We start from the raw sequence: 22,795 nt of genomic DNA, 5'->3' as shown, positions 1-22,795 counted from the left end.
AAAAACTCCCAAATGCAAATTACTACTTAAATCGTCTTATTAAATAAAACGCCCGTCTTCGATGTTAATTTATCGGCAAATTCTTCCAAAGCTTTAGCAACATCACGAAATTCCCTTGGTGGAATCTCTCGAATGGTTTCTTCGCTTTCTCTATCAATGACTTTGACCACAGGCGGATCGCCTATTTCATCAAATTCAAAGATCAGATTGGTCGCTTTAAGCGGAATATATTCGTTGAGTTTTTTTAAATTCTCACGAATTTCTTCAAAGAATTGCTCTCTCGATTGCTCATCGCCTTCAGACAGAACGTCTTTTTCGGCATTGTTACCTTGCGCTTTTGCTTTTGCTTCATCGGCCAATGCGCCAAGTTTATCATTTGCAATATTCAAGCCAGTTACTTCTTGATCACTCACGGCTTGCTGCGCATTCGATACCGCCTCACTGGGCTTCGTTCGGAGGTTGAGCTCCAAAACATTATTCAGATCAGCCATAGTTACCTCACATAATCAGTATCTACCCTTACTATAGCTCATCAGAGAAGCGGCATATACTTGCCGCCTCCCAACAAGCTACGTATCAGCTTAACCCAATAGAGATAGGGCTACCTGAGGACGTTGGTTAGCCTGACTTAAGATCGACGTACTTGCTTGTTGCAAGATTTGGAACTTAGTAAGACGAGCCGTTTCAGACGCGAAATCTGTATCTTTGATACGTGAACGCGCTGAACTTAGGTTTTCAGAAATGTTCGCTTGGTTACGAATAGCAGATTGGAAACGGTTTTGAACCGCACCTAGTTCCGCACGCTTCTTGTCAACCACAGCAATCATCGCATCCATACCTGCAAGTACTTGCTGGGCATTTACTTGTGAAGACACACTGATAGTGGTTGCGCCAAAGTTTGAGAAACCAGCTGTTGCAGCGGTTAGACCTGTACCTACCGTACTGATACCTTCAGCGTAAACAGACATGCCCTTTCCAGTAACACCAGTTGCGATGCTCGCGATACCTGACATGGTGAAGCCGCCGTTAGCCGTCAATGAGTTTGCAGTACCACCCACGTTCTTCATTGAGAAGCCAATTGTTTGTACTGCATCAGCACCCACTTGGAAGCTAGCTTTGTATGTACCATCTAACAGGTTCTGACCACCAAAGGTCGTGTCTTTTGCTACACGGTTTACTTCAGATGCGAGTGAACGGATTTCTTCTTGAAGAGCCAAACGGTCTTCGTCAGTGTTTGAACCGTTAGCTGCTTGTGAAGCAAGGGTACGCATACGTTGGAACATGTTTGTTACTTCGTCCATCGCACCTTCAGCTGTTTGTGCCAAAGAGATACCATCGTTCGCGTTACGGTTACCTTGGTTCAAACCATTAACTTGACCAGTTAGACGGTTTGAGATTTGTAGACCTGCCGCATCATCTGCAGCACTGTTGATACGGAAACCTGAAGACAACCTTTTATAGGCGCTATCAAGTTGACTCCCGGAAGTCATCAGTTGTCGTTGAGCATTCAACGACATTACATTGGTGTTTACATATAAAGCCATATTAGCCTCCGCTTTATTAACGAAAAGGATAAACAACGGGATACCCCTACCCAGTTGCCTATTCTTATAGGTTTAGAGCCCTAGATTTACAGTTCTCTAAGTCCTTATCGACAAATAAAGCGAAAGCTTTAGCTTCTTTTTTAAAAAAATTTTAAATTAATTTTTTATTAACCCTGAAGTAGGCTCAAAGCCGCTTGAGGTCTTTGGTTCGCCTGACCAAGAATTGTCTGACTCGCCTGTTGTAAAATCTGATTACGGGTCAGTTTTGCCGTTTCTAGTGCGAAATCTGCGTCTTTGATTCGCGATTTAGCTGCACTCAAGTTTTCTGAGATATTCGCTTGGTTACGAATTGTCGATTGGAATCGGTTTTGAACAGCACCTAATTCCGCACGCTTCTTATCAACAACTGCAATCATCGCATCCATACCTGCAAGCACCTGCTGCGCATTTACCTGGCTAGACACACTGATCGTTGTAGCGCCAAAGTTGGTAAAACTCGCAGTGGCCGCAGTCAGACCGGTGCCCACTGTGCTGATACCTTCTGCTAAAATTGACATAGCTTTACCCGACACACCCGAGGCAACACTGGCAATACCTGAAATAGTAAAACCACCATTGGCAGTCATGGAGTTAACCGTGCCACCCACATTTTTCATACTGAAGCCAATTGTTTGAATCGCATCGGCGCCCACTTGGAAACTTGCTTCGTATGAACCATCAAGTAGGTTCTGACCACCAAACGTTGTATCGCTTGCGACACGGTTTACTTCAGCTGACAGCTGACGAATTTCCTGTTGCAGTGCAAGGCGGTCTTCATCGGTGTTTGAACCGTTGGCTGCCTGTGCCGCTAGCACACGGATTCGCAAGAACATGTTGGTAATTTCGTCCATTGCACCTTCAGCTGTTTGCGCAAGCGAGATACCATCATTGGCGTTACGATTGCCTTGGTTCAAACCCATGATTTGCGATTGCAAACGGTCGGTGATTTGTAGACCCGCAGCATCATCTGCGGCACTGTTGATACGTAAACCTGATGACAAGCGTTTAAATGATGTATCCAGATCATTACCTGAACGCTCTAGGTTGCGTTGTGCATTCAATGCACTGACGTTGGTATTTACATATAAAGCCATAATTGCCTCTCTTAATTCACTCTCACACTGTACGGTATGCCGCTTGGTGCGGCGTCACGTCGCCGCTTTCGTTTTGAAAAGCGGTAAAGTTACGCCGCTTCCAGCCAAATACAGGCAATTAAGTGCCCTTAGATTGACTTGCCGCGTAGACTATTTATTAGGTAGCAATTACCAGACCAATTATGCGTAGACGAAAAAAAGGGGCCCTGGCAGGCCCCTTTTTAGTGAATTTGAGAGTTTGATTAGCAAGTGCCAAATTTCTGGATTAACTTTGGCACGTGTTGTGCTTTAATGTACTAGTTCGGTTGTAAAACACTGAACACTGGATTTTAGCAATTAGCTTCCGCTTTAAATCCTATACGGCGTCCTTATCAATACCCCATCGATAAGGACGCTTTTTTATTTCTATCGACCTTAGCCTAGAAGACTTAGAGCCGCTTGAGGACGCTGGTTAGCTTGACTCAAGATTGTTTGGCTAGCTTGCTGTAAGATTTGGTTCTTAGTCAGCGTTGCTGTTTCTGCAGCGAAGTCAGCATCTTTGATTCGAGATTTCGCAGCACTTAAGTTTTCAGCAATGTTCGCTTGGTTACGAATAGTTGACTGGAATCGGTTTTGAACCGCACCTAACTCTGCACGTTTTTTATCAACTACCGCAATCATTGCGTCCATACCTGCAAGTACTTGCTGTGCATTTACTTGAGAAGATACACTGATTGTTGTCGCACCGAAGTTTGAAAAGCCTGCAGTTGCTGCGGTTAGACCTGTACCTACCGTACTGATACCTTCAGCGTAAACAGACATGCCCTTACCAGTTACACCAGTTGCAATGCTCGCAATACCTGACATGGTGAAACCACCGTTCGCTGTCAAAGAGTTCGCAGTACCACCCACGTTCTTCATTGAGAAACCGATAGTCTGTACAGCATCAGCGCCTACTTGGAAGCTAGCTTCATACGAACCGTCTAGTAGGTTTTGACCACCAAATGTAGTGTCGCCAGCTACGCGGTTTACTTCTGCAGCAAGTGAGCGAATTTCTTCTTGAAGCGCTAAACGGTCTTCGTCAGTGTTTGAGCCGTTAGCTGCTTGAGAAGCAAGGGTACGCATACGTTGGAACATGCTTGTAACTTCATCCATCGCACCTTCAGCAGTTTGCGCTAGAGAGATACCGTCGTTCGCGTTACGGTTACCTTGGTTTAGACCGTTGATTTGCGAAGTCAAACGGTTTGAAATTTGTAGACCTGCTGCATCATCAGCCGCGCTGTTGATACGGAAGCCTGAAGATAAACGCTTAAATGAAGTATCTAAAGCGTTACCAGAGTTCATTAGCTGACGTTGAGCGTTGATTGAGCTAACGTTAGTATTTACATAAAGTGCCATGATCTTTCTCCCACAGTAAATTTTTCATTTACTATCAAACTTACTCAAATTAAGCAGAAGCGTGTGGTGCTTCATTGCTTGGTTAATTAAGTTATCGGGCTGGGAAGAAAATCCTTTAGTTAAAATTTTAAATTTTTTTTAATCAATTGAATTTTAAACATATTTCAATGAAAAAAGGACCTCATCGTGAAGTCCTCTTTTTTACAAAACTGCGTAATTTGGTACGTTTAAACAAATTTAACGCAAGTAGTCGAATAACGACAAATTAGATAATCTATTAAACGTCGCTTGTGACGCTTGTAGCGCAGTTTCATGGCGAGTCAACTCTGTCACAGCTTCAGCCATGTCAACTTCAACCAAGTTAGCGCGCGCTGATTTGTTGTTAATATCTACGTCTGCATTGGACAACTCAATACGCTGAACAGTATTTAAACGCCCACCTAAACCAGCTTGCGTTAACGACACTTGGTTTAACCCATTGCTCAGCTGAACTAAGCCATCAGCCAAAATTTGTTCGTAATCATCGACGCTTATATCTGGTGTGGTAATACCGTTGATCAAATCTTCTAGGGTATTGAGGATGTTTTTGCGCTCAGGTCTCGCCAAATCAAAGTCAACCTGACCGGGCGCAGCCCCATTAATATCCACTTCGATACCACCAAATTTAATAGGCTGACCTGGGTTGTAGGTGCCTGTGACAGGCGGAGTTAACGCGACACCATCTTGCAGCACTTGATAGGTCGCAGGTGCACCTGCAGCAATATCTACAGTTATCGTGTTCGCAGTAGCTGGTGCTGTTGGATCAGAGTTATAAAGATTTTGATGGAATTGGTTAAACGCATTTTGTTCTTTAACATACACAGTCGCAGCAGTAACGGCCCCTGCGGTTGTCGCGGTATTATTCGTGACATTCAGACGCGCAGGAACTTTCTCGAAAACATCAAAACCATTATCTGATGAGCGAATACTGACTCCCTCGGCAACCGTGACCTTATGTTGACCTTGGTCACCACCATAGACATAAGTTCCGGTAGAGCTATCGAATTGGTAGCTTTGTTTATTGTCTTGATAGCCGGAAAAGATAAACTTTCCATCTTCTGACTTGGCGTTCATTAAATCGAGCAGATTTTCTTGCAACGCAGACAACTCTTCTGCCAGACCTTCTCTGTCTCGTTCTGAGTACGCTCCGTCACCCGCTTGAATAGTCAGCGTATGCGCTCGCTGAATTGAATCTTTTATGTTCGACAACACACTTTCTTCAGTTTCTAATCGGCTGGTCAGCAAATTCAGATTTTTTGTCAATTGTTCATTAATCTCAATGGCATCCCCGTACAAAATTGCACGAGTGATTGCAGACGGATCATCTGAAGCTGTGAGGACTTTCTTTTGCGTATTAATTTGTTCTTGTGCACGAGAAACCTTGACCTGATTCTCTAAAATACTGCTGAGCCCATTTTGAAAAATTTGATTATTCGACAGACGCATCGCTCTTACCTCGCTGAACTTAACAGAGTATCAAACACAGCTTGTGCTGTTGAAAGTACTCTAGCCGAAGCGGCATAACTTTGTTGAAAGCGCAGTAAATTAGCAGCCTCTTCATCAAGGTTTACGCCAGCCATAGACTCATACCAAGCATTGGACTGCTGTTCTAGTGCCGAAAAAGCAGCAAAACTCGTTTGCGCTTGATTGGTCACAATACCTATATCCGTAACGATTCCCGCAAAGGCTTGGTTAAATGTTTTCAGATTGTCCGCGGTAGCAGATGTTTGCACATTTTCTCTAACCAACTCTTTAGACTGCAGCCCAGCTAACAGTTGGCCATTTCGGTTATCATCAAACCCACCAGTATTGAACTCTAACGTAAATTCATCGCCCGCTTGAGGTGAGCCTTCTATATTAAAGTCGAATCCATACGTATCGTAAGGCGCACCCGCTTGGGCTAGCATATTTTCAGCCGGGGGAGTAATGGTAAATGTGGTTGTACCGCTGCCATCAGTGATGGTGTATTCATCTGGGTTGGCTGTTTTCACGAGCGTGATTGGGCCATTCGTTAAACTCGGTGGTGGTCCTACTGTAATCCCAGTGGAGTTTTCAATATCGGTCACTGAGCCAACAGAAATAGATGCTTCACTGATGTTATTAAGAGACGTTTCAGTACGAATTGGTGACGCCAATGCCAGCTTTTCTGGGCGCATGGTTGCCAATTCCATTTGCGTTGCTGCGGCAGCATTGAGTTTAATGTCAAACTGATCTCCCGCAGCACCACCGTTGGTTGCTCTGATATCTAACCCGAAGGACTCTCCGCTTAGTACCGTTGTTGAATTAATAACCCCCCCAAGTACTTGTGCTGTAGATGGGTTTCCAATGGGCTCTCCTAAGTTATCTAAGGGCACAATTTCAACAATGACAGGTGAAATATAAGTGATCCGAAAGTCGGTCGCAGGTATGTTAGCCCCCATACCCGGTTCAAGCGTAGCAACAAGATTTGATGTACCAGTGTTTGTGCTATGCCTTAAACCGTTCACTGCTGGCAATTCAAAAAGATCTTCGCCTATCTCACCGTTGCCATCCATACCCAGTCGATTTTGCTGATTAAACGCATCCGCCAACGACAAAGCCATTTGCCCTAATTGGTTTTGTGCAGGAACTAACACTTCATCACGATATGCCAATAAGCCACCGATTTCACCTTTTAATAGGCTTGCATCCACCTCGAGACTGATTGCATCACCTCGGGTAACATCCAGGCGTAACTCTTTGAGATTGGGATCAGGGTCGCCTCGTAAAGAAAACAAATTAAAGGTGCCGTTTTCCATGACTAGGGCTTCACCTGTCCCCATGAATACTTGCTTTTCACCATTTTGACCGTCAAGGGTTTCGATGTTCATTAACTCAGCAAGATCTTTAATCGCTTTATCGCGCTCGTTATACACCGTATTGGCTTGGTCTTGGTTGTCGGTGCCATGAATACCCGCTATTTGCGTGTTCAACTCACTGATTTTTTCGATCAGTTGATTCGCCTCACCTGCAAGGATAGACAGTTGATCATTAACGACATTTTGTTGTTCCGAGACCATGCCACCTAAGCGATTTAATTGATCCACGTAATTTTGTGCGTTGGTGAAAAATAACGAGCGTGTCACACTGCTTGAAGGTTGATTCAGCGCTTCTTGCAGGTTGTTGAACATGCCATTTAGTTGCGTCGATAAGCTGTTTGATTCTTCTGAAAATTGACTGTCAACACGCTGCGCTTCTTCCATAAAGCGCTCGAAGAATGAGCGGTTCGACACATCACGGTTTAGTTGCTGCTGTGCAAATTCATTCAACAGTCGATACGTTTCACCACGACCAACTTGGTTATCAAATATAGTGCTGTGCTCTGTGCGTTCGCGAACATAGCCAACCGTGTTCACATTGGCGATATTTTTACTGGTCGTGTTCAGTAATTCGCTGTTGGCGCGTATGCCCGAGCTTGCAATATTCAGTAAGCTAAATGACATGATTTAGTCTCCAAGACCCAGTAGGTCACCTACCAGTGCTTTTAATTCAGGTTGTGCGAGAACATTTTTTACTTTGTTCGCATAATTCGGATCCGTGGCATACCCTGCTTCGCTAATTGCATCGATAAATTCAGCAGGTTTATGCGCAACCTCTAAGGCCTGCTGATAGCGTGGGTTTGACTTAAGAAATGACACAAAGTCGTCAAAACTTTGTTGCAACGATTCATACACACGGAAAGGTTCATTTCTTTTCACCGCGATACCTTGCTCGTACTCCAAGGTCGTTTTGGACGTGCTATCACCTTGCCAATCGCGATGTGCTTTAATATTAAAGAGATTGTTAGAGCTTTCACCCTGACTGGTTTTAATGATGTGCTTACCCCAGCCTGTTTCAAGTGCCGCTTGCGCCACCATAACACCCGGGTGAACGCCAATTTTATCGGCTGCTTGTTTGGCAAACTCCCACACACCATAAATGAAGTCTTTAGTGCTTTCAAACCTAGGTTGCGGCTGATTTTTTTGCGCAGAGACAACGTCTTGTGGCTGAATGTCTGCCTTTGTTTTATTGATTGAACCCGGTTTGAAATCACTTCTTAGTACATTCGCAGGCATGTAGTTGTTTTGTGCGGGCGAGAGCTGTTGCACAATAAGATCAGCTAAGCCTAGGGAACCATTTTTTGACAGTTCACTCGATAATTGCTGGTCATGCATATCTTGAAAGTATTTGACACTGCTGGCATTGAACGGGTTATTTTCATCTTCAAACGCTTCGTTTGCTTTGCGCATACTCTTAAGAAGCATCTGCGTGAAAATAGACTCGAATTGCTCTGCTGCTTGTCTTAATGCCGCGCGCTCGCCATCACTGCCTTTTTGCTGTTTTAAGGCATCTTGACGCAACTTATCTAAGCTCGTTAGGTCAAAAACACTTTGCTGTTGTAGTTGATTTGCATCCATCATGCTGACAATCTTGTGACGACATGAATTAACTTCTGCAAGTTATATACCAAAAAGCCCGCTAACTAGTGGGCTTAGTGTAATTAAATAGGAACTCTGGGTTAGATTACAACCAACTGCCCATTGATAGCACCCGCTTCTTTTAGCGCTTCTAAAATCGCCATCAAGTCACCGGGTGCCGCACCCACTTCGTTAATTGCTCGAACAAGGTCATCCAAACTCACTCCTGGGTCAAATACAAAGGCACGCGAATCATCTTGACGAACATCGATAATACTTTGATTCGTTACCACGGTATCACCACCGGCTAGGGCATTGGGTTGCGACACTTCTTGGTTCTCAGCGATGGTCACAGTCAAGCCGCCATGTGTAATTGCCGCTGGCTGTAACTTGACGTTCTTGCCTATCACGATAGTTCCCGTACGCGAGTTTACGATGATCTTCGCTGAGTTATCTGCTGGCTTAAACTCTAAATTTTCCAACGTTGATAAATACGCTACACGTTGTGATACATCGCGAGGAGCCATTACACGCACCGACGCCGCATCCATCGCCATCGCTGTTTCCGGGCCAACTAAAGAGTTGATCGTGTCAGATAAGCGTTTGGCCGTTGTAAAATCAGGACGGTTCAAGTTAAAGGTAATAAAATCACCCTGAGTGAATGGGCTCGGAATCGCTCGCTCCACGGTCGCACCATTGGCAATTCGACCCACTGTCGGTGTATTTACAACAACTTGGCTACCATCAAGACCCTGAGCACCCAAGCCGCCAACCACTAAACTTCCCTGAGCCATTGCATAGACATTACCGTCAACACCTTTGAGGAAAGTTTGCAATAAGGTACCGCCACGTAAACTCTGCGCACTACCAATGGATGAGACAGTCACATCCATTGTTTGCCCAGGTTTAATAAACGCAGGCATATCTGCATGCACGGCAACCGCTGCCACATTCTTTATTTTGGGTTGCAAATTGGCTGGCAAAGTAATGCCGAAATTACTCAACATGGCTTTAAAGCTTTGCTGTGTATAACGACTTTTTTCACCGGTTCCAGGTAGGCCAACGACAAGACCATAACCCACTAATTGGTTGCTACGGACGCCTTCGACCATGGCAACGTCTTTCACTCGCTCAGCCAAGCTTGCAGAAGAAGCAACGCTAAGCGTTAAAAGACACAATATTTTTAGCCATCGCATAACGACACTCCTTAAAACGGGAACAAGGTACTCATGAAGAATCGAGATAACCACCCAGCACTTTGGCTTTCTTGAATATCGCCTTTGCCTGAATACTGAATTCGAGCATTGGCGATTCGGCTACTTTCTACGGTGTTATCAGCAGTCACATCTGCTGGACGAACGATACCCTCTAATCGGATAAACTCTTGTCCGGTATTCAACGTCAGCCACTTTTCACCACGGATCATCAAATTGCCGTTTGGTAACACGCGCATCACATTGACAGAAATGTTGCCCGACAAACTATTGGATTGATTTGATTTTGCATCTCCGGTGAAGGAGTTATTAGAACCCACTCCAAATTCAATACTGTCACCACCAATGTTCACGGGGTTGCCACCTAAACCGATTACAGGGTCAAGACCTACGTCTGTTTGCCTATCGGTCTCGGTTTTTGCTGTTTTAGACGCTTGCGTCGATTCACGCAGCACCACGGTGATAATATCACCAGTGCGCAATGCTTTTTGATCCGCATACAGATCATTGGTAAGCATTGGATTGAACAAGCCACCTGAGCTAGTCATATTATGAGGTGCTTCTTGCGGATACAAAGGTGCATAGTAAGGGTCATTTTCAACAACACTCTCATTCTGCGTTGATACACACCCGCTCGTCAGCACTAAGGTCGCAAACACCGCGATTGACCCGGTTACGGATTTCGTCAACGACTTTGTCACTCGTTTTGTCACAGACCTAGTCATAATAAACTGCCCCTATAGTTGCTGATTGATGTAATTCAACATCTGATCAACTGAAGAAATCACTTTCGAATTCATTTCGTAAATTCGTTGTGTTTCTATCAGGTTTACCAATTCTTCCGTCACGTTTACGTTAGAAGTTTCCAACGCACCTTGGACAATAATGCCAAGACCATCAAGGCCAGGGTTCCCTTGAACAGGCGCCCCGCTCACGGCTGTTTCCGTGTACAAGTTTTGACCCATAGGCTCTAAACCTGTTGGGTTAATAAAGTCACTGATCACTAGCTGACCAATCACCACATTGTCTGGCTGACCTGCAATGCGCACCGACACTTCACCATCTTGAGACACGGTAATAGACTGTGCATCATCTGGCACATTCATCTCTGGCTGAACAGGAAAACCAGCACCACTGGTCACAATGCGGCCGTCCTCATCTGTGGTGAATTGCCCGTTGCGGCTGTACGCGATGTTGCCATCAGGAAGTAACACTTCAAAGAAGCCTTGACCCTGAATCATCCAGTCCAATGAATTCTCTGTACTGAGCATGTTGCCCTGCGAGAAATTCTTTTGGTTAGCAACCACTTTAGCGCCGGCACCCAACATCAATCCCGATGGGCTTTCAGTATCTGCAGACGTGCGTCCACCCGGTTGATTAATATTTTGATAAAGTAAGTCTTCAAAAATAGCGCGGCTCTTTTTGTAGCCTACCGTACTCGCGTTAGCGAGGTTGTTAGAGATAACCGATATGTCGGTCTGTTGGGCATCGAGCCCTGTTTTACTGATCCATAATGCTGGGTTCATAGTAGTGACTCCTCGCTAATGATTAAATGATGCGCAGTAATGATTCAGCGCGCTGATCATTTTCTTCTGCGGTCTTCATTAGCTTGACTTGTAATTCAAACTGACGCTGATGGTTAATCATGTCGACCATCTCGTGAACTGGATTGACGTTAGACATTTCAAGTGCACCGGGCACAATGGAAACATTTTCAGAAACGTCAATGTTTTGACCTTCTATAGGGCGAAACAGGCCATCGTTGCCTTTCTCAACTTGGTGGCCAGTTGCTTCAACAACGCGTAATCTATCAACTTCTTCAAGGAAGTTAGCTGGCGCACCTTGAGGGCGAACTTGAATCGTGCCGTCCGCACTAAAACTGATTTTTTCAATGGGTACTGGGAGAATGACAGGGCCACCTTCGCCAATCACTTGGCGGCCATCTCTGTCTTGCAGTATCCCTTCTTGAGTCATGACTAATGAGCCAGCTTTGGTGTAAGCCTCTTGTCCGTTGGCGTCCATGACGGCAAGCCAGGCGTACTCGCTCATCGCTATATCGAGATCGCGCCCCGTTTCAGATATGCCACCGGCTGTGGTATTGGTACCCGCACGCTCTTGCAGCGCAAACACCCGCGTAGGCAGCCCTTCACCAAATGCTTGCATAGAACGCGCTTGGGCAATATCCGCTTTAAAACCCGTCGTGTTGGCATTGGCGAGGTTGTTACTTTTAACCCCCATACCAATCAAGCTTTGCTTCGCTCCGGAGGTTGCTATGTACAGCATTTTGTCCATTAGATTGCTCCAATCATTCTTTACTGAGTATGTAAAAGCAAGATTGATACCAATGCTAGTTAATAACGGAGCACGCACACACTAACGATGCCTCTTAATTTGCTTAGGTAATTGAAATAAATAAACTTTCTAAGTTTCTTTTTAAATGTATTTCAAATTTTGATGTGGGCAGTACAACAAATAACTGACACATAAAAAAGGCCACTGTATAAGTGGCCCTTCTGATAGGTTGCAAATTATCGTATCTGCAGAATATTCTGTTGCAGTGTTGAGTTCACTTCCAACGCACGCGAGTTGGCCTGGAAGTTCCTCTGTGCGGTGATCAAATCAACCAGCTCATTTGTGAGGTTGGTATTCGATTGCTCAAGTGCGGATGAATTAATTGTACCTAACGTACCCGTACCTGGCTCACCGGCGATTGGCTCGCCTGACTCGATACTCTCTTTCCAACTGGTGTTACCCACTTGATTCAAGCCTTGTGAATTCGGGAAACGAACCATCGCGATTTGGCCTAGGAATGTCGAATCACCATTACTGTATGATGCCACCACCTTACCATCACTACCGATATCAATACCTGCCAAACGACCTACCGTTGAACCATCTTGGTCTAGCGCTTTCACTTCAAAGCGGCTTGCATACTGAGTAGGTACTTTATTCGCTGTATTACCTTCGTCGCGCCAGTTCAACTCAACACCTGTTGCTGGGAACGTTGCGCCATTATCTAACAAGGTTGATAAACCTGTCGCTGGACCTGCGGGTAACAGCACTTCATCAAACGTTGTAGCGTTAATATTTGGTGCACCGTTTGATGTTGCTGGCAAACCACTGGCATCAAAGCCCATTTCAATTAATGGCGTAAAAGGCGCTGCCGCCTGCTCTGTACCAGTAGTAGGATCAATTACTTTACCATCAAGGGTGCCGTATACTTCCCATTCGTTTGGGTTTGTAGCGGGGTCCATTTTTACAAAGAAATACTGCAAGATATGCGGTTCACCCAACGAATCATACACAGTCGTTGAAGTCGATGAGTTATACGTCGCACTCTCGTTTGGATCAAACTGCAAGCCAGGAGAGTCAGCTGTTGCGTCTAGGTTGAATGACAAGTACAAGTTTTGTGTTGCACGAGGTGAACCTGATGAGTCTGGGATCTGAATTGGATTTGCTGTACTCAAACTGACAGAAGAAGTGTCACCTGTCGATGGGTCTACTGGGAAGCTTTGTAAGAAGTTCCCCTTAGCATCAACCATAAAGTTGTTGTCATTCAGTTTGAACGCACCCGCTCGCGTATACGTTAAATCAGCAGATGCAATGCTCTCAGTCATCGCGAAATAACCATCACCAGTGATTGCCAAATCTAATGCGTTGTTGGTGAACTTCAATGAACCTTGGTGGAATTGCTGCGCCACCATGGTTGTTTGTACACCGTCACCACTTTTTGTTCTGCCTGCACTGAATACCGAAGCTGCGTATACATCTGCGAATTCGGCGCGAGACTCTTTAAAACCGGTGGTATTAACGTTGGCGATGTTGTTCGCAGTAACGTCAAGGTCTTTTTGGGCTGCCGCAAGCCCTGTTAATGCTATATTGAAACTCATGTTTCACCTCTTCGATTAGTGCCTATCGGCAAAGTCTTTATACAGAAATCTCAGCAACCTCAGACAGCCTTACCGCGCCCTCTTTGGTGTTGACGATAATCCCATTCGCGCCATTGATATTAACGCTTTCGATATTCTTAAACGTAGCCAGAGGCAATGAGTTAAACTCGCCGTTAACACTGCCCTCTGCAACAATTTGGTACTCACCTGGAGGGAATGGCTGACCGTCTTTGTCTACCCCGTTCCACTCAAATCGAATCGCTCCTGCTGCCTGAGTACCCAGATCAATCGTATCGACAATTTGTCCTGATTTATCTTTGATAGTGAGAGTCAAGTTATCGACTGCCTCAGGAGCAAGCACAGTACCTTTGCTCACTTCACCACTGTTTAGCTCAATAGTATCGGACTCAAGCAATGCTTTTTTTCCTACTAAAGTAGAGGCTTGCAATGCAGAATTAGACGTCATTGAAGCAGCTAAAGAAGCAAAGTTTTCATTTAACTTTGATATACCTTCAGCCATAGTGAAGTTGGTCATTTGCGCAATCATCTGGTCATTGTCCGCCGGTTTACTGGGGTCTTGATAAGACAATTGCTGAGTTAACAAGCTAAAGAAATCCTCTTGTGTTAACTCATCGTTTTTTTCCTCGGTTTTAGGCGTTGTATTGTCCCAATACAACGAGCCTACACCGGCGGTAGATTGCACATTGGTAGTCATGCTCTATCCCTCACTTTATCCACGACCAAGCTGTAATGTCTTTGTCAACATTTGCTTGGCTGAATCAGCTATTTGCACGTTGGTCTGATAAGAGCGTGAAGCAGAAATCATGTTTGCCATTTCCTCAACAACATTGACGTTTGGTTTATAGATGTAACCATTTTCGTCTGCCATTGGGTGACCAGGGTTGTATTCAATTTGCAGTGGCTTGTTACTTTCCACTACACCCAACACTTTCACACCAACTGACTCACCGTGCTGCTTACCCACTGCTTGCTGAAGTTCAGCGGCAAAAACAGGTTGGCGAGAGCGGTATGTTTGCTCCACCGAAGAGCTAACCGAGTTGGCATTTGCAAGGTTACTTGCTGTCGTGTTGAGACGCACATTTTGTGCACTCATCGCAGACCCTGATACATCAAATACGTTAAATAAACTCATGGTTATGCTCCTTGACCGCCTAGCGCTTTCTTAAGACCCATAATCTTCGAGGTCATAAAGCTTAGGCTGGCCTGATACTCTATTGCATTCTGTGTATACAAATTCCGTTCCACTTGTATATCTACCGAATTACCATCGCCTGTATCTGGTTGATTTGGAACGCGAAATTTTGTTTCTCCGGATGAAACCTGAGTGCTTGCGCTGAGGTGTTCTGGGTGTGTACGGACCATGCTGTTGCCATGCATCTGCCCACTTTTTGCCGCTTTTAAAGCGGAGGCAAAATCGATGTCTTTTGCTTTATACCCAGGAGTATCTGCATTAGCGATATTTGATGCTAATAATTCGGCACGCTGAGAACGTATGAGCATAGCGTGCGGATGCACACCAAATGCTTTATCGAAACTGATAGCCATAGCCTCTCCAATTTTTTGACTCTGTGAAGAGGGCTACAGCAATTCTTATACCATAGGTGTTAACACTATGATTTTATGATTTTTTTTGGTAGATAATTCCAGGGTTACAACGGATCATTTCAAATTGATCGCTCAACCCTGTCATAGATTCACTGGCTCCAAGAAAGAGGTAGCCGCGAGGATTTAGTGCTTGTGCAAATTGATTGATAATTTTTGCTTTTAACTCAGGTGAAAAATAAATCAAAACGTTGCGACAAAAGATAATATCGAACTTGCCTAACAGGGCGTATGAATCGAGCAGATTGAGATGACGGAAACTCACCATACGCTTGACGTTGTCATTCACTTTTGCCATGCCATTGCCACTGTCGGTAAAAAATTTCTTACGCCTTTCCGCGCTGAGGCCCCGTGCCAGTGCCAATGAATCGTACTCCGCGTTTTTACAAATATCGAGCATGGTATTAGAAATATCCGTTCCGACAATTTGTGCGCCAGACCCCAGCATGCCTGGGCGGCTTTGCTGATACTCGGCTATGGACATGGCAATCGAATAAGGCTCCTGCCCCGAAGAACTTGCCGCTGACCAAATTTTCACAGGCCGGCGTAAGTCTTTGAACTCAAGCAGTAAGCGAGTTTTTAATAACTCAAATGGATAAGAATCACGAAACCACAAAGTTTCATTTGTTGTCATCGCATCGACAACAGCGGCACGAAGTTGCCGCTCATGGGGACTGAGCGTTTTAACCACTAGCTGCGACAAGCTTTCAACATCGAAGCGCGCCATTAATGGCGCAAGACGGCTTTTCACGAGATACAGTTTATTCTCGCCAAGGACGATGCCACATTGCTGTTCCAAAAAAGCTCGAAACTGATTGTACTCGTTAAGCTCTAAGTGCTTATTTTCCAAATTACACTCTCTAAAATCAGGTTAACTTAGGCCAATATGCTGGGTCCCTAGTCGCAGTGGACCCACTTCTTCACTGCCGTTGCTAATTCGTCTGGATTAAACTTTGCAATAAAATCGTCTGCCCCTACTTTTTGAATCATGGCTTGGTTAAAGACACCGCTCAAAGAAGTATGGAGAATAACGTGCAAAGGAGCGAGCTTTGGATCCGCTTTAATTTCTGCAGTTAAGGTGTAGCCATCCATTTCGGGCATTTCTACGTCCGAAATCAACAAAGCAACACGCTCAGTAATATCATTTTGACAATCGAGCTGAGCTATTTCACGCAGGCGTATTAACGCTTCTTTACCATTTTTAGCGAGTTCTGTTTGCACACCTAAAGGCTCAAGTGCTCGTTTCACCTGATTACGTGCCACAGCCGAATCATCGGCAATAAATACGATACGCTCGCCTATATCTCGCTGCATTTCACCGTCAGAGATAATGCCTTCACTTACCTCGGTATTAACCGGGCTTATCTCGGCGAGAATTTTTTCAACATCGAGGATTTCGACTAGCTCACCGTCAATTTCGGTCACGGCGGTAAGGTAAGAATAACGGCCCGCCCCGGTTGGAGGAGGCATTATTTTTTCCCAATTCATGTTAACAATACGTTCAACGCCACCAACAAGAAAACCTTGAACGGTTCGGTTGTACTCCGCAATGATAACGAAACAATCTTTTAAATCTGTAATTGCCGGTCCACCTACAGCCATTGATAAATCTATCACAGAGATAGTTTGGCCACGGATGTGAGCAACGCCTCTAATGTATTGGTTGCTCTTTGGCATGTTGGTCAACGGTGGACACTGAAGTACTTCTCGTACTTTAAAGACGTTGATACCGAATCGCTGGCGTCCTTTCAATTTGAACAATAATAGTTCAAGGCGATTTTGCCCTACTAATTGGGTACGTTGATTGACGGAATCTAATATGCCAGCCATCGGATTCTCCTAGCATTAACTTTACTACTGCGTGTTCGCGCCAGATGGGAACGCTTTTTGCTTCTTATCAAATATATCAGCATAAATACGGCTGTGTGTCTGTTAATTGACACCCCCGTACTTATACCTTGTTTTACCCAATAAGCATAGTCGAAACACAATGAGTATGTTCAAAAAAATTCAATTATTCCATAGCTTATCGTTACTTTTAGTTATGGCTGTGAGCAGTGTTGCGGTGGTTCATGCTGGTGAAAATACCCTTTACGACCACGAGCGACTACAAACGCTAGCCGAACAACATATAAGCAACATAGCTAAAATTCTGCCGGATCAGCAACTCCAAGTTCACGCTGTGGATTTGGATTCGCGTATTCCCGAACGCTATTGTGAACAACTGCCAGAGATGGTTGCTGCAACCTCTCCCCCATTTAATCGGCAGGTAGCCGTACAACTTAAATGTAATTCTCCCGCTGTGTGGACACAGTATGTCCATGTTCGCATTGAAAAACTTTCTCCTATAGTGGTTGCGAAAGAAAACATCGGCCGCGGCCAATTAATCGATGCACAAAGCGTCACGGTCGCTATGCGTCCGCAACACTTTGTACGCGCCCAATATGTCGAAGAGCCTGAGTTAATTGTGGGCAGCCGCAGTAAGCGTAGTATTCGCCAGGGTTCACCTATCAACGCCAACCAGCTTTGCATGGTATGTAAAGGCGACAACGTTAATATTATCGCTACGATCAATGGGTTAACAATCAAAACCTCAGGTGAAGCACTGGAAGATGGCGCCATTGGCGACAATGTTCGCGTCCGCAATGTTAAATCGGGTCGACAAGTAAATGCACAGGTTACAGCGGTTGAAACTGTTACAGTTAATATTTAAATTTTGTGCTAAAGTTAGGACGCACATGGCCGATAACCTATGCAAAGGTCAATCTAGCTCAGGTAATACAAATGGTTAATCAAGTAAATAAAGGCCAACAAGGCTCGGTGTACAATACACCTCAAAGTAAAATTGAACAGCAAAAGACAAGTCAGTCGCAAACAACTGATGCGGCTAGCAAAGCGAATGTTAAAGCAGCAACAGATTCTGTTAGCTTGACACCTCAAGCACGCCAAATGAAGTCACTTCAAGAGAAAGCTGAGCGCTCTTCTGGTTTTGATGAGCAAAAAGTCGCTGAACTGAAAAAAGCGATTGCCGAAGGTAAATATCAGATCGACGGCGAAAAGTTAGCTAAGAATATCGCAGCGTTTGAGTTCGACTTGTATGGCTGATTCAGCGTTAACTCTAGCACTCACCCAACAGATTAATTGTCTGGAGGATTTACTCGCTTTGCTTAAAGATGAGCTTACGGCGATTGCGGGTAGAAGTGGTGCTGGGTTGAAAGAGCTTACGCCTCAAAAGGCTGAAGCGCTGAATCATATCCAAAAGCAAGATCAACACATCGCCCAGTTGCTAGCGTCTAAACCTGAGCCAGACGACCAAGAACAGCAACTTATTAAGAACGCCCAAGAATTGCTCGTGCAGTGTAAAGAGCAGAATCAAATTAATGCCCATGCGGCCCACCAAGCTCAGCTGAGTGTTAAGCAGTTGAAAGACATCTTAATTGGAGCGCCAAGTTCTATCACCTATGCTGCTGATGGCGGTATCAAACGCAGCGACAATACCTTAGTTCGCAACTTGAAAGCCTAAAGTACGCCCCCCCTTACTCGTGTACCAACCGCGCTTTCACTCCAAGACTACTGAGGAGTGACCAAGGCAACCTGTGTGCAAGTTCTTCAACCACCAACTCAATTTCAAATTGTTGTAGATGCGCACTGATTTCCCGAACCTGACGTTGCGTACTCTCGTCATTTTCTAGGTTATAAACTAATTCATTCGATAATTTTACGATTTGGATACCTGATTGAAGCAGCACCCGAGGCTCGATATCAGCATCTCGAACATCACATAACCCAATCAGGCAACCAATGGTTTTCGCTTCTTTGCAAAAACTCAACACCGCGGCGGGCAAACGCTGCAAAATATGTTGAGAGAATTCTAACGTTACTCGCTGCCTTAGTCCTGGCTCGCTGGCGATAAGCGCTAAAATACTGGTGTACGCTACTTCATCTTGAAGCGTTTGTTCACTAAGTTGGATACACAGATTCTGGGGATATTTGAGCCATAACTTGTCTTTAAAAAGCATTCGCACAGTTTTCCAGTCAAGTTGAGAATCTAAGTCTAAACTTGCTGGAACCGACCCGAAATATGCACGGGAATATGCTTGTCCGCCGATGATGATGTTGAGGTTAACTTCATACTGAAAAGTCTGATCAAGGGCATCTTGTGCTCGCATCATCACCAACTCAAACTGTTCATTTTTAATGGCTATTTCCAATTCTTCCGCGGTGCTGCCTTTTGCCTCTCGCTCTGGCTGTTGGATACGGAACACATTCTGACCAGAAGCGATTCCCAGCTTCAACAACCTGTGCGCCTCATCAAATAATAGCTGTGAGGATTCCACTTCACAGAAGCACAGTAAGCAGTGACGCAGGTGCACGATGTCTTGATAGTCAGCACTGAATTGGGCACCAAATTCTGTGAGCATTTTGCTTGTCTGTTCAGTGTCCAACACTGCATCAAAATACATACTGAACTCAGCTTGTTCAGTGCGGGCCAGCTGCCACTCATGTAACACCGCCTGTTGGGTTTGTGCAAAGCGGATTAAAACATTTGCGAGACGCTGCTGTGCTTCAATAAAATCTTGTTTATCTAGACTGTCTCTTAATTGTTCGTAGTTAAGTAGGCGAGCAACAATTAGCATCTGATTTCTTTGGCTTTTTTTTGTTTGCTGATTAAACCTGAAAGAAAGTGACGCTTAGTCGCAAAGCCCGTCACGTCATCGTGTTGAGCTAAATACTGCGCTCGTTTAAGGCGCTCATGTGCATCACTCATACTTTGACTTAAGCGATTTGCGAGGTGGTTCATTGTTAACATTAAGGTCGCAATTTCTTTTGGTTTGGCTGGCACCAATTGCTTAAACTGCTTTTGGGCTATGGCATCTGCCTGATTCTGTATTTGTTTTATGGGCGTTAATAACCAAAAGACAAATCCGGACACCAATAAACAGGTGATGAGCAATAATCCTCCCCCTGCCCACATAAATAATTTGGCGTTTCTCCACAGCGCTTGTGTTGCAGCAGTTTGCTGCGCTTGCACATACAAGACGCCATAAGGTGTTCCTTCATGTGTAATAATGGCCTTGCTCGGTGCAAACTCAAACGTACTCAAGTAGTGAAACCAGCTCGGCATCACTGAGTTTTCCGTATCACCATGGCGTCGTTCGATGATCACCCGTCCTCTGTTATCTTCCAATCGGAGTAAACTAAAGTGGCCACTTTCAAAAGTCTGTCGAACAAGCTTTTCTAACTGCCTAGGATTCTTTTGTAATTCACTGAGGGATAACGCTAACACCGCAGCTTGATCATCACTTTGTTGTGAGAGTTGCTCATATAAACTGGATTTCAGACTACTATTGGCAATTGCAAAGCCTGTAAGCACGCAAACTAATGTTACAACCAACATTAAAATCCATGCGTAAAGGTGCAGTGACAAGCGGGCGTTGGGGGCGCTAGGAACGCTGTTTATTTCAGCCATTCTTCCTCCATGAGAAAGAAAAACAAACATCAGGTGGACTTACTTGAAGCAACGCAAAAGCATCCTTGCTTCGAATTTCATTGGAGTTGGAACCAATGCGCAACGGGTATGAATAAATGCTCAACGTCGGTATTACTAGTTATTCTTTTTTTACAGCATAGCAGTGAAACTTCGCGACTTCACACTAAATTTACCCATTTTAAGCACAGACAGAAACTTATCAAAGTGATCTTTGTAATTTTCAAGCCAGTTTGATGGGCTTGATGTGCAAGTCAAAATACATCGCGTCGCGCATGGGCTGAACGGCTGCCTAGTAGTAGGTGACTTTCTTGACTTTGCGTGGCTTAGTTTCAGTAATATATAAATCGTAAACAAGTTTCATATCCAACTCTAGCTCAGTTGCATAGCTGTCGCCTACAACATAGCTGCGCGTTACACGAGCGCCACGAATGACACCTTGCACTTTCGCTTGAAGATAATCATCCCCTGCTACTGCATTGGCAATTGATGTATTACCTTTGAGCTGCTGACCATAGACCTGCTCAGCAAGTTCTCGGTAAGCTTCGATTTTAGAGGCCTTCATAGCCATTATTGATTTTTGCTCTGAGTTTTGCCCTGGCTGCGGTGCAATGGGTGCATAGCCAATTGCGCGAAGAATTGGGTAGTTGTCTGGTTGTTGTACGCCATATTCCACATGTTTATCAAACATAGCACTGCACCCCGAAAGGCCAATTAGGGCTAATAAAATTATTGCTATATGTCGTAGCATCTCTTTCTCCATCGACGAACGTTTGCTTCTATTAATATCTATGCACAATGAATGCCATCCTTAACCTTCTATACAACTAACTTGGTACGCTCTTTGCTTTTTCTATCCTAATGAAATTAATGAGCGGCTATTCGTTATGCGCCCTATTGTATTATTAATCGTTATTTTAATGGCTTTTAGCAGCGCCCACGTGCATGGCCAGTGGCTACAAACGACGGGTAGCGCATCAATGGAAGAGGTCTCCACAGAGACAGCTCGTTCCCAGGCAATCAGTGACGCTATAAAACAAGCGCTTCAGTATTCAGGGTTGAGCCTCTCAAGTGTGCAAACACTCACTAACGGTGTTCTTACTCAAGATAAGTTGTCACTCACTAGTCAAGGCGCTGTTGGCCAAATGCACGTGCTCGAAGAGCAACAAGAAAATGGCATGTTAACTGTGACCCTGCAAATTGAGGTATTGAACGAAGAAAATCAATGCCAACAAAGTAACGTAATAAATCACTTTGCATTAACTCGCACCGCGATGGAGAACCCACAACAAGCACGCGATGGTCAAATATTTGACATACCTAACGCCTTTACTAAGCAACTTTACGCGTTGATGAGCCAAGCTCAACTCAGTATGCAACCAACGGCCTTCTACCAAGACCCTATTTCAGTTAAAAGTTTCTTCAGTAACCAATATGCCTATGATGAAAATGTGATTGATTACATCAGCGATGCCAGTAACAGTCAGTACGTGCTGTTCTCACAAATAACAGATACATCCGTGGGAAATGAACATGATAAAGGGTATGCATTTTGGAAAGATGACAGTTATGAGCGTTACTTTAATGTCGAATTTATTTTATTTGATGGTTTGAGCTTTGAGAAAATCTGGCAAAAAGCCTATCAAACCCAAGCCTTGTGGGAGTTTGAGAAAACCGCTCTGGTCGATGTTAACAGCGGTGTGTTTTGGCAAAGCAAATATGGCCGCACCATCTCAGAATTAAGTGAACAGGTCATGTATGATCTCAATCAGACGCTACAATGCTTGCCAACCAAAGGGCAAATTAAACATATCGACGGCGACCAAGTAATCATCAACTTGGGACGCAGCAATGGCCTGAGTGAAGGTCAGCAACTGACTCTCGCGTACAGCAGTAATGCCATCACTTATGAGGGTAAGCATCTGCCCAAGCAAGTTACCTCGTTGTTTAGCGTTGAGATTAAACAGTTATACCAACACAGCGCTGTAGCAGTGAATACCTCAAAACGTCCTTTAAGCAACATCCAACTCAATGACTTAGTGTTGGTGAAGTAACCAACTGCAAGCCACAGA

24 protein-coding genes are annotated in these 22,795 nt (G+C 44.7%); 4 read left to right on the top strand and 20 right to left on the bottom strand.

Annotated features, from left to right (window positions below; translation table 11 throughout):
- Positions 1–26: 26 nt before the first annotated feature.
- The 17 genes from ACH19P_RS06055 to ACH19P_RS05975 form a co-directional block, all read right to left on the bottom strand.
- On the bottom strand, positions 27–491 hold the full coding sequence (locus tag ACH19P_RS06055) for a flagellar protein FlaG (protein WP_462157629.1): 465 nt from the start codon (positions 489–491) through the stop codon (positions 27–29).
- Between the two features lie 90 nt (positions 492–581).
- Positions 582–1,544, bottom strand: coding sequence for a flagellin N-terminal helical domain-containing protein (locus ACH19P_RS06050; RefSeq protein WP_462157627.1), 963 nt, complete (start codon positions 1,542–1,544; stop codon positions 582–584).
- A gap of 167 nt (positions 1,545–1,711) precedes the next feature.
- Positions 1,712–2,677 carry a flagellin N-terminal helical domain-containing protein gene (locus ACH19P_RS06045; RefSeq protein ID WP_462157626.1) on the bottom strand — a complete coding sequence of 322 codons (966 nt, stop codon included), beginning with the start codon at positions 2,675–2,677 and terminating at the stop codon, positions 1,712–1,714.
- A gap of 414 nt (positions 2,678–3,091) precedes the next feature.
- Positions 3,092–4,054, bottom strand: a complete 963-nt coding sequence (locus ACH19P_RS06040; RefSeq protein WP_462157625.1) for a flagellin N-terminal helical domain-containing protein — start codon at positions 4,052–4,054, stop codon at positions 3,092–3,094.
- 237 nt (positions 4,055–4,291) lie between these two features.
- Positions 4,292–5,539, bottom strand: coding sequence for a flagellar hook-associated protein FlgL (gene flgL, locus ACH19P_RS06035; protein WP_462157624.1), 1,248 nt, complete (start codon positions 5,537–5,539; stop codon positions 4,292–4,294).
- Between the two features lie 5 nt (positions 5,540–5,544).
- Positions 5,545–7,554, bottom strand: coding sequence for a flagellar hook-associated protein FlgK (gene flgK / locus ACH19P_RS06030; RefSeq protein WP_462157623.1), 2,010 nt, complete (start codon positions 7,552–7,554; stop codon positions 5,545–5,547).
- Positions 7,555–7,557: 3 nt separating this feature from the next.
- Complete coding sequence (flgJ, locus tag ACH19P_RS06025) at positions 7,558–8,508, bottom strand: flagellar assembly peptidoglycan hydrolase FlgJ (protein WP_462159317.1); 951 nt, start codon at positions 8,506–8,508, stop codon at positions 7,558–7,560.
- A gap of 101 nt (positions 8,509–8,609) precedes the next feature.
- Entirely contained in the window at positions 8,610–9,704 is a 1,095-nt protein-coding gene (locus tag ACH19P_RS06020; RefSeq protein ID WP_462157621.1) for a flagellar basal body P-ring protein FlgI, read from the bottom strand.
- Positions 9,705–9,715: 11 nt separating this feature from the next.
- Positions 9,716–10,447 (bottom strand): flagellar basal body L-ring protein FlgH, encoded by a 732-nt coding sequence (flgH, locus tag ACH19P_RS06015; RefSeq protein ID WP_462157620.1) that lies wholly within the window; start codon positions 10,445–10,447, stop codon positions 9,716–9,718.
- 12 nt (positions 10,448–10,459) lie between these two features.
- Positions 10,460–11,248 (bottom strand): flagellar basal-body rod protein FlgG, encoded by a 789-nt coding sequence (gene flgG, locus ACH19P_RS06010; RefSeq protein ID WP_462157619.1) that lies wholly within the window; start codon positions 11,246–11,248, stop codon positions 10,460–10,462.
- A 22-nt stretch (positions 11,249–11,270) separates the two neighbouring features.
- On the bottom strand, positions 11,271–12,014 hold the full coding sequence (locus ACH19P_RS06005; protein WP_462157617.1) for a flagellar basal body rod protein FlgF: 744 nt from the start codon (positions 12,012–12,014) through the stop codon (positions 11,271–11,273).
- A 236-nt stretch (positions 12,015–12,250) separates the two neighbouring features.
- The gene (gene flgE / locus ACH19P_RS06000; RefSeq protein ID WP_462157615.1) at positions 12,251–13,612 is read right to left on the bottom strand and encodes a flagellar hook protein FlgE; all 1,362 of its coding nucleotides are present in this window, start codon (positions 13,610–13,612) and stop codon (positions 12,251–12,253) included.
- A gap of 37 nt (positions 13,613–13,649) precedes the next feature.
- A complete protein-coding gene (locus ACH19P_RS05995; protein WP_462157613.1) occupies positions 13,650–14,327 on the bottom strand; it encodes a flagellar hook assembly protein FlgD in 678 nt (225 codons plus the stop codon).
- Between the two features lie 15 nt (positions 14,328–14,342).
- Complete coding sequence (flgC, locus tag ACH19P_RS05990; protein ID WP_462157611.1) at positions 14,343–14,765, bottom strand: flagellar basal body rod protein FlgC; 423 nt, start codon at positions 14,763–14,765, stop codon at positions 14,343–14,345.
- Between the two features lie 2 nt (positions 14,766–14,767).
- A complete protein-coding gene (flgB, locus tag ACH19P_RS05985) occupies positions 14,768–15,178 on the bottom strand; it encodes a flagellar basal body rod protein FlgB (RefSeq protein WP_462157610.1) in 411 nt (136 codons plus the stop codon).
- Positions 15,179–15,251: 73 nt separating this feature from the next.
- Positions 15,252–16,085, bottom strand: coding sequence for a CheR family methyltransferase (locus ACH19P_RS05980; protein ID WP_462157609.1), 834 nt, complete (start codon positions 16,083–16,085; stop codon positions 15,252–15,254).
- A gap of 47 nt (positions 16,086–16,132) precedes the next feature.
- Positions 16,133–17,065, bottom strand: a complete 933-nt coding sequence (locus tag ACH19P_RS05975) for a chemotaxis protein (protein WP_462157608.1) — start codon at positions 17,063–17,065, stop codon at positions 16,133–16,135.
- Positions 17,066–17,225: 160 nt separating this feature from the next.
- Between ACH19P_RS05975 and flgA the strand changes: the two genes are divergently transcribed.
- From flgA to flgN, 3 genes are all read left to right on the top strand, one after another.
- A complete protein-coding gene (gene flgA / locus ACH19P_RS05970) occupies positions 17,226–17,948 on the top strand; it encodes a flagellar basal body P-ring formation chaperone FlgA (protein WP_462157607.1) in 723 nt (240 codons plus the stop codon).
- 71 nt (positions 17,949–18,019) lie between these two features.
- Positions 18,020–18,340 (top strand): flagellar biosynthesis anti-sigma factor FlgM, encoded by a 321-nt coding sequence (gene flgM / locus ACH19P_RS05965; RefSeq protein WP_462157606.1) that lies wholly within the window; start codon positions 18,020–18,022, stop codon positions 18,338–18,340.
- Positions 18,333–18,758, top strand: coding sequence for a flagellar export chaperone FlgN (flgN, locus tag ACH19P_RS05960; protein ID WP_462157605.1), 426 nt, complete (start codon positions 18,333–18,335; stop codon positions 18,756–18,758). Before flgM ends, flgN begins: the two co-directional genes overlap by 8 nt.
- Positions 18,759–18,771: 13 nt before the next feature.
- Here flgN and ACH19P_RS05955 read toward each other — a convergent pair whose 3' ends face one another.
- The 3 genes from ACH19P_RS05955 to ACH19P_RS05945 all read right to left on the bottom strand — a co-directional run bounded on the left by ACH19P_RS05955 (position 18,772) and on the right by ACH19P_RS05945 (position 21,414).
- Positions 18,772–19,872 carry an EAL domain-containing protein gene (locus ACH19P_RS05955; protein ID WP_462157604.1) on the bottom strand — a complete coding sequence of 367 codons (1,101 nt, stop codon included), beginning with the start codon at positions 19,870–19,872 and terminating at the stop codon, positions 18,772–18,774.
- Positions 19,866–20,705 (bottom strand): LapD/MoxY N-terminal periplasmic domain-containing protein, encoded by an 840-nt coding sequence (locus ACH19P_RS05950; protein ID WP_462157603.1) that lies wholly within the window; start codon positions 20,703–20,705, stop codon positions 19,866–19,868. Before ACH19P_RS05950 ends, ACH19P_RS05955 begins: the two co-directional genes overlap by 7 nt.
- Before the next feature lie 310 nt (positions 20,706–21,015).
- Positions 21,016–21,414, bottom strand: coding sequence for an LPP20 family lipoprotein (locus tag ACH19P_RS05945; protein WP_462157602.1), 399 nt, complete (start codon positions 21,412–21,414; stop codon positions 21,016–21,018).
- A 196-nt stretch (positions 21,415–21,610) separates the two neighbouring features.
- On the opposite strand from ACH19P_RS05945, the gene ACH19P_RS05940 reads away from it, so the two are divergent.
- Positions 21,611–22,777 carry a flagellar assembly protein T N-terminal domain-containing protein gene (locus tag ACH19P_RS05940; protein WP_462157601.1) on the top strand — a complete coding sequence of 389 codons (1,167 nt, stop codon included), beginning with the start codon at positions 21,611–21,613 and terminating at the stop codon, positions 22,775–22,777.
- The last annotated feature ends 18 nt before the right edge of the window (positions 22,778–22,795 follow it).

This window comes from Pseudoalteromonas sp. GB56 (assembly GCF_054923835.1).
The sequence above is the reverse complement of the archived record's forward strand: the minus strand, read 5'-3'. Positions and strand labels throughout refer to the sequence as shown.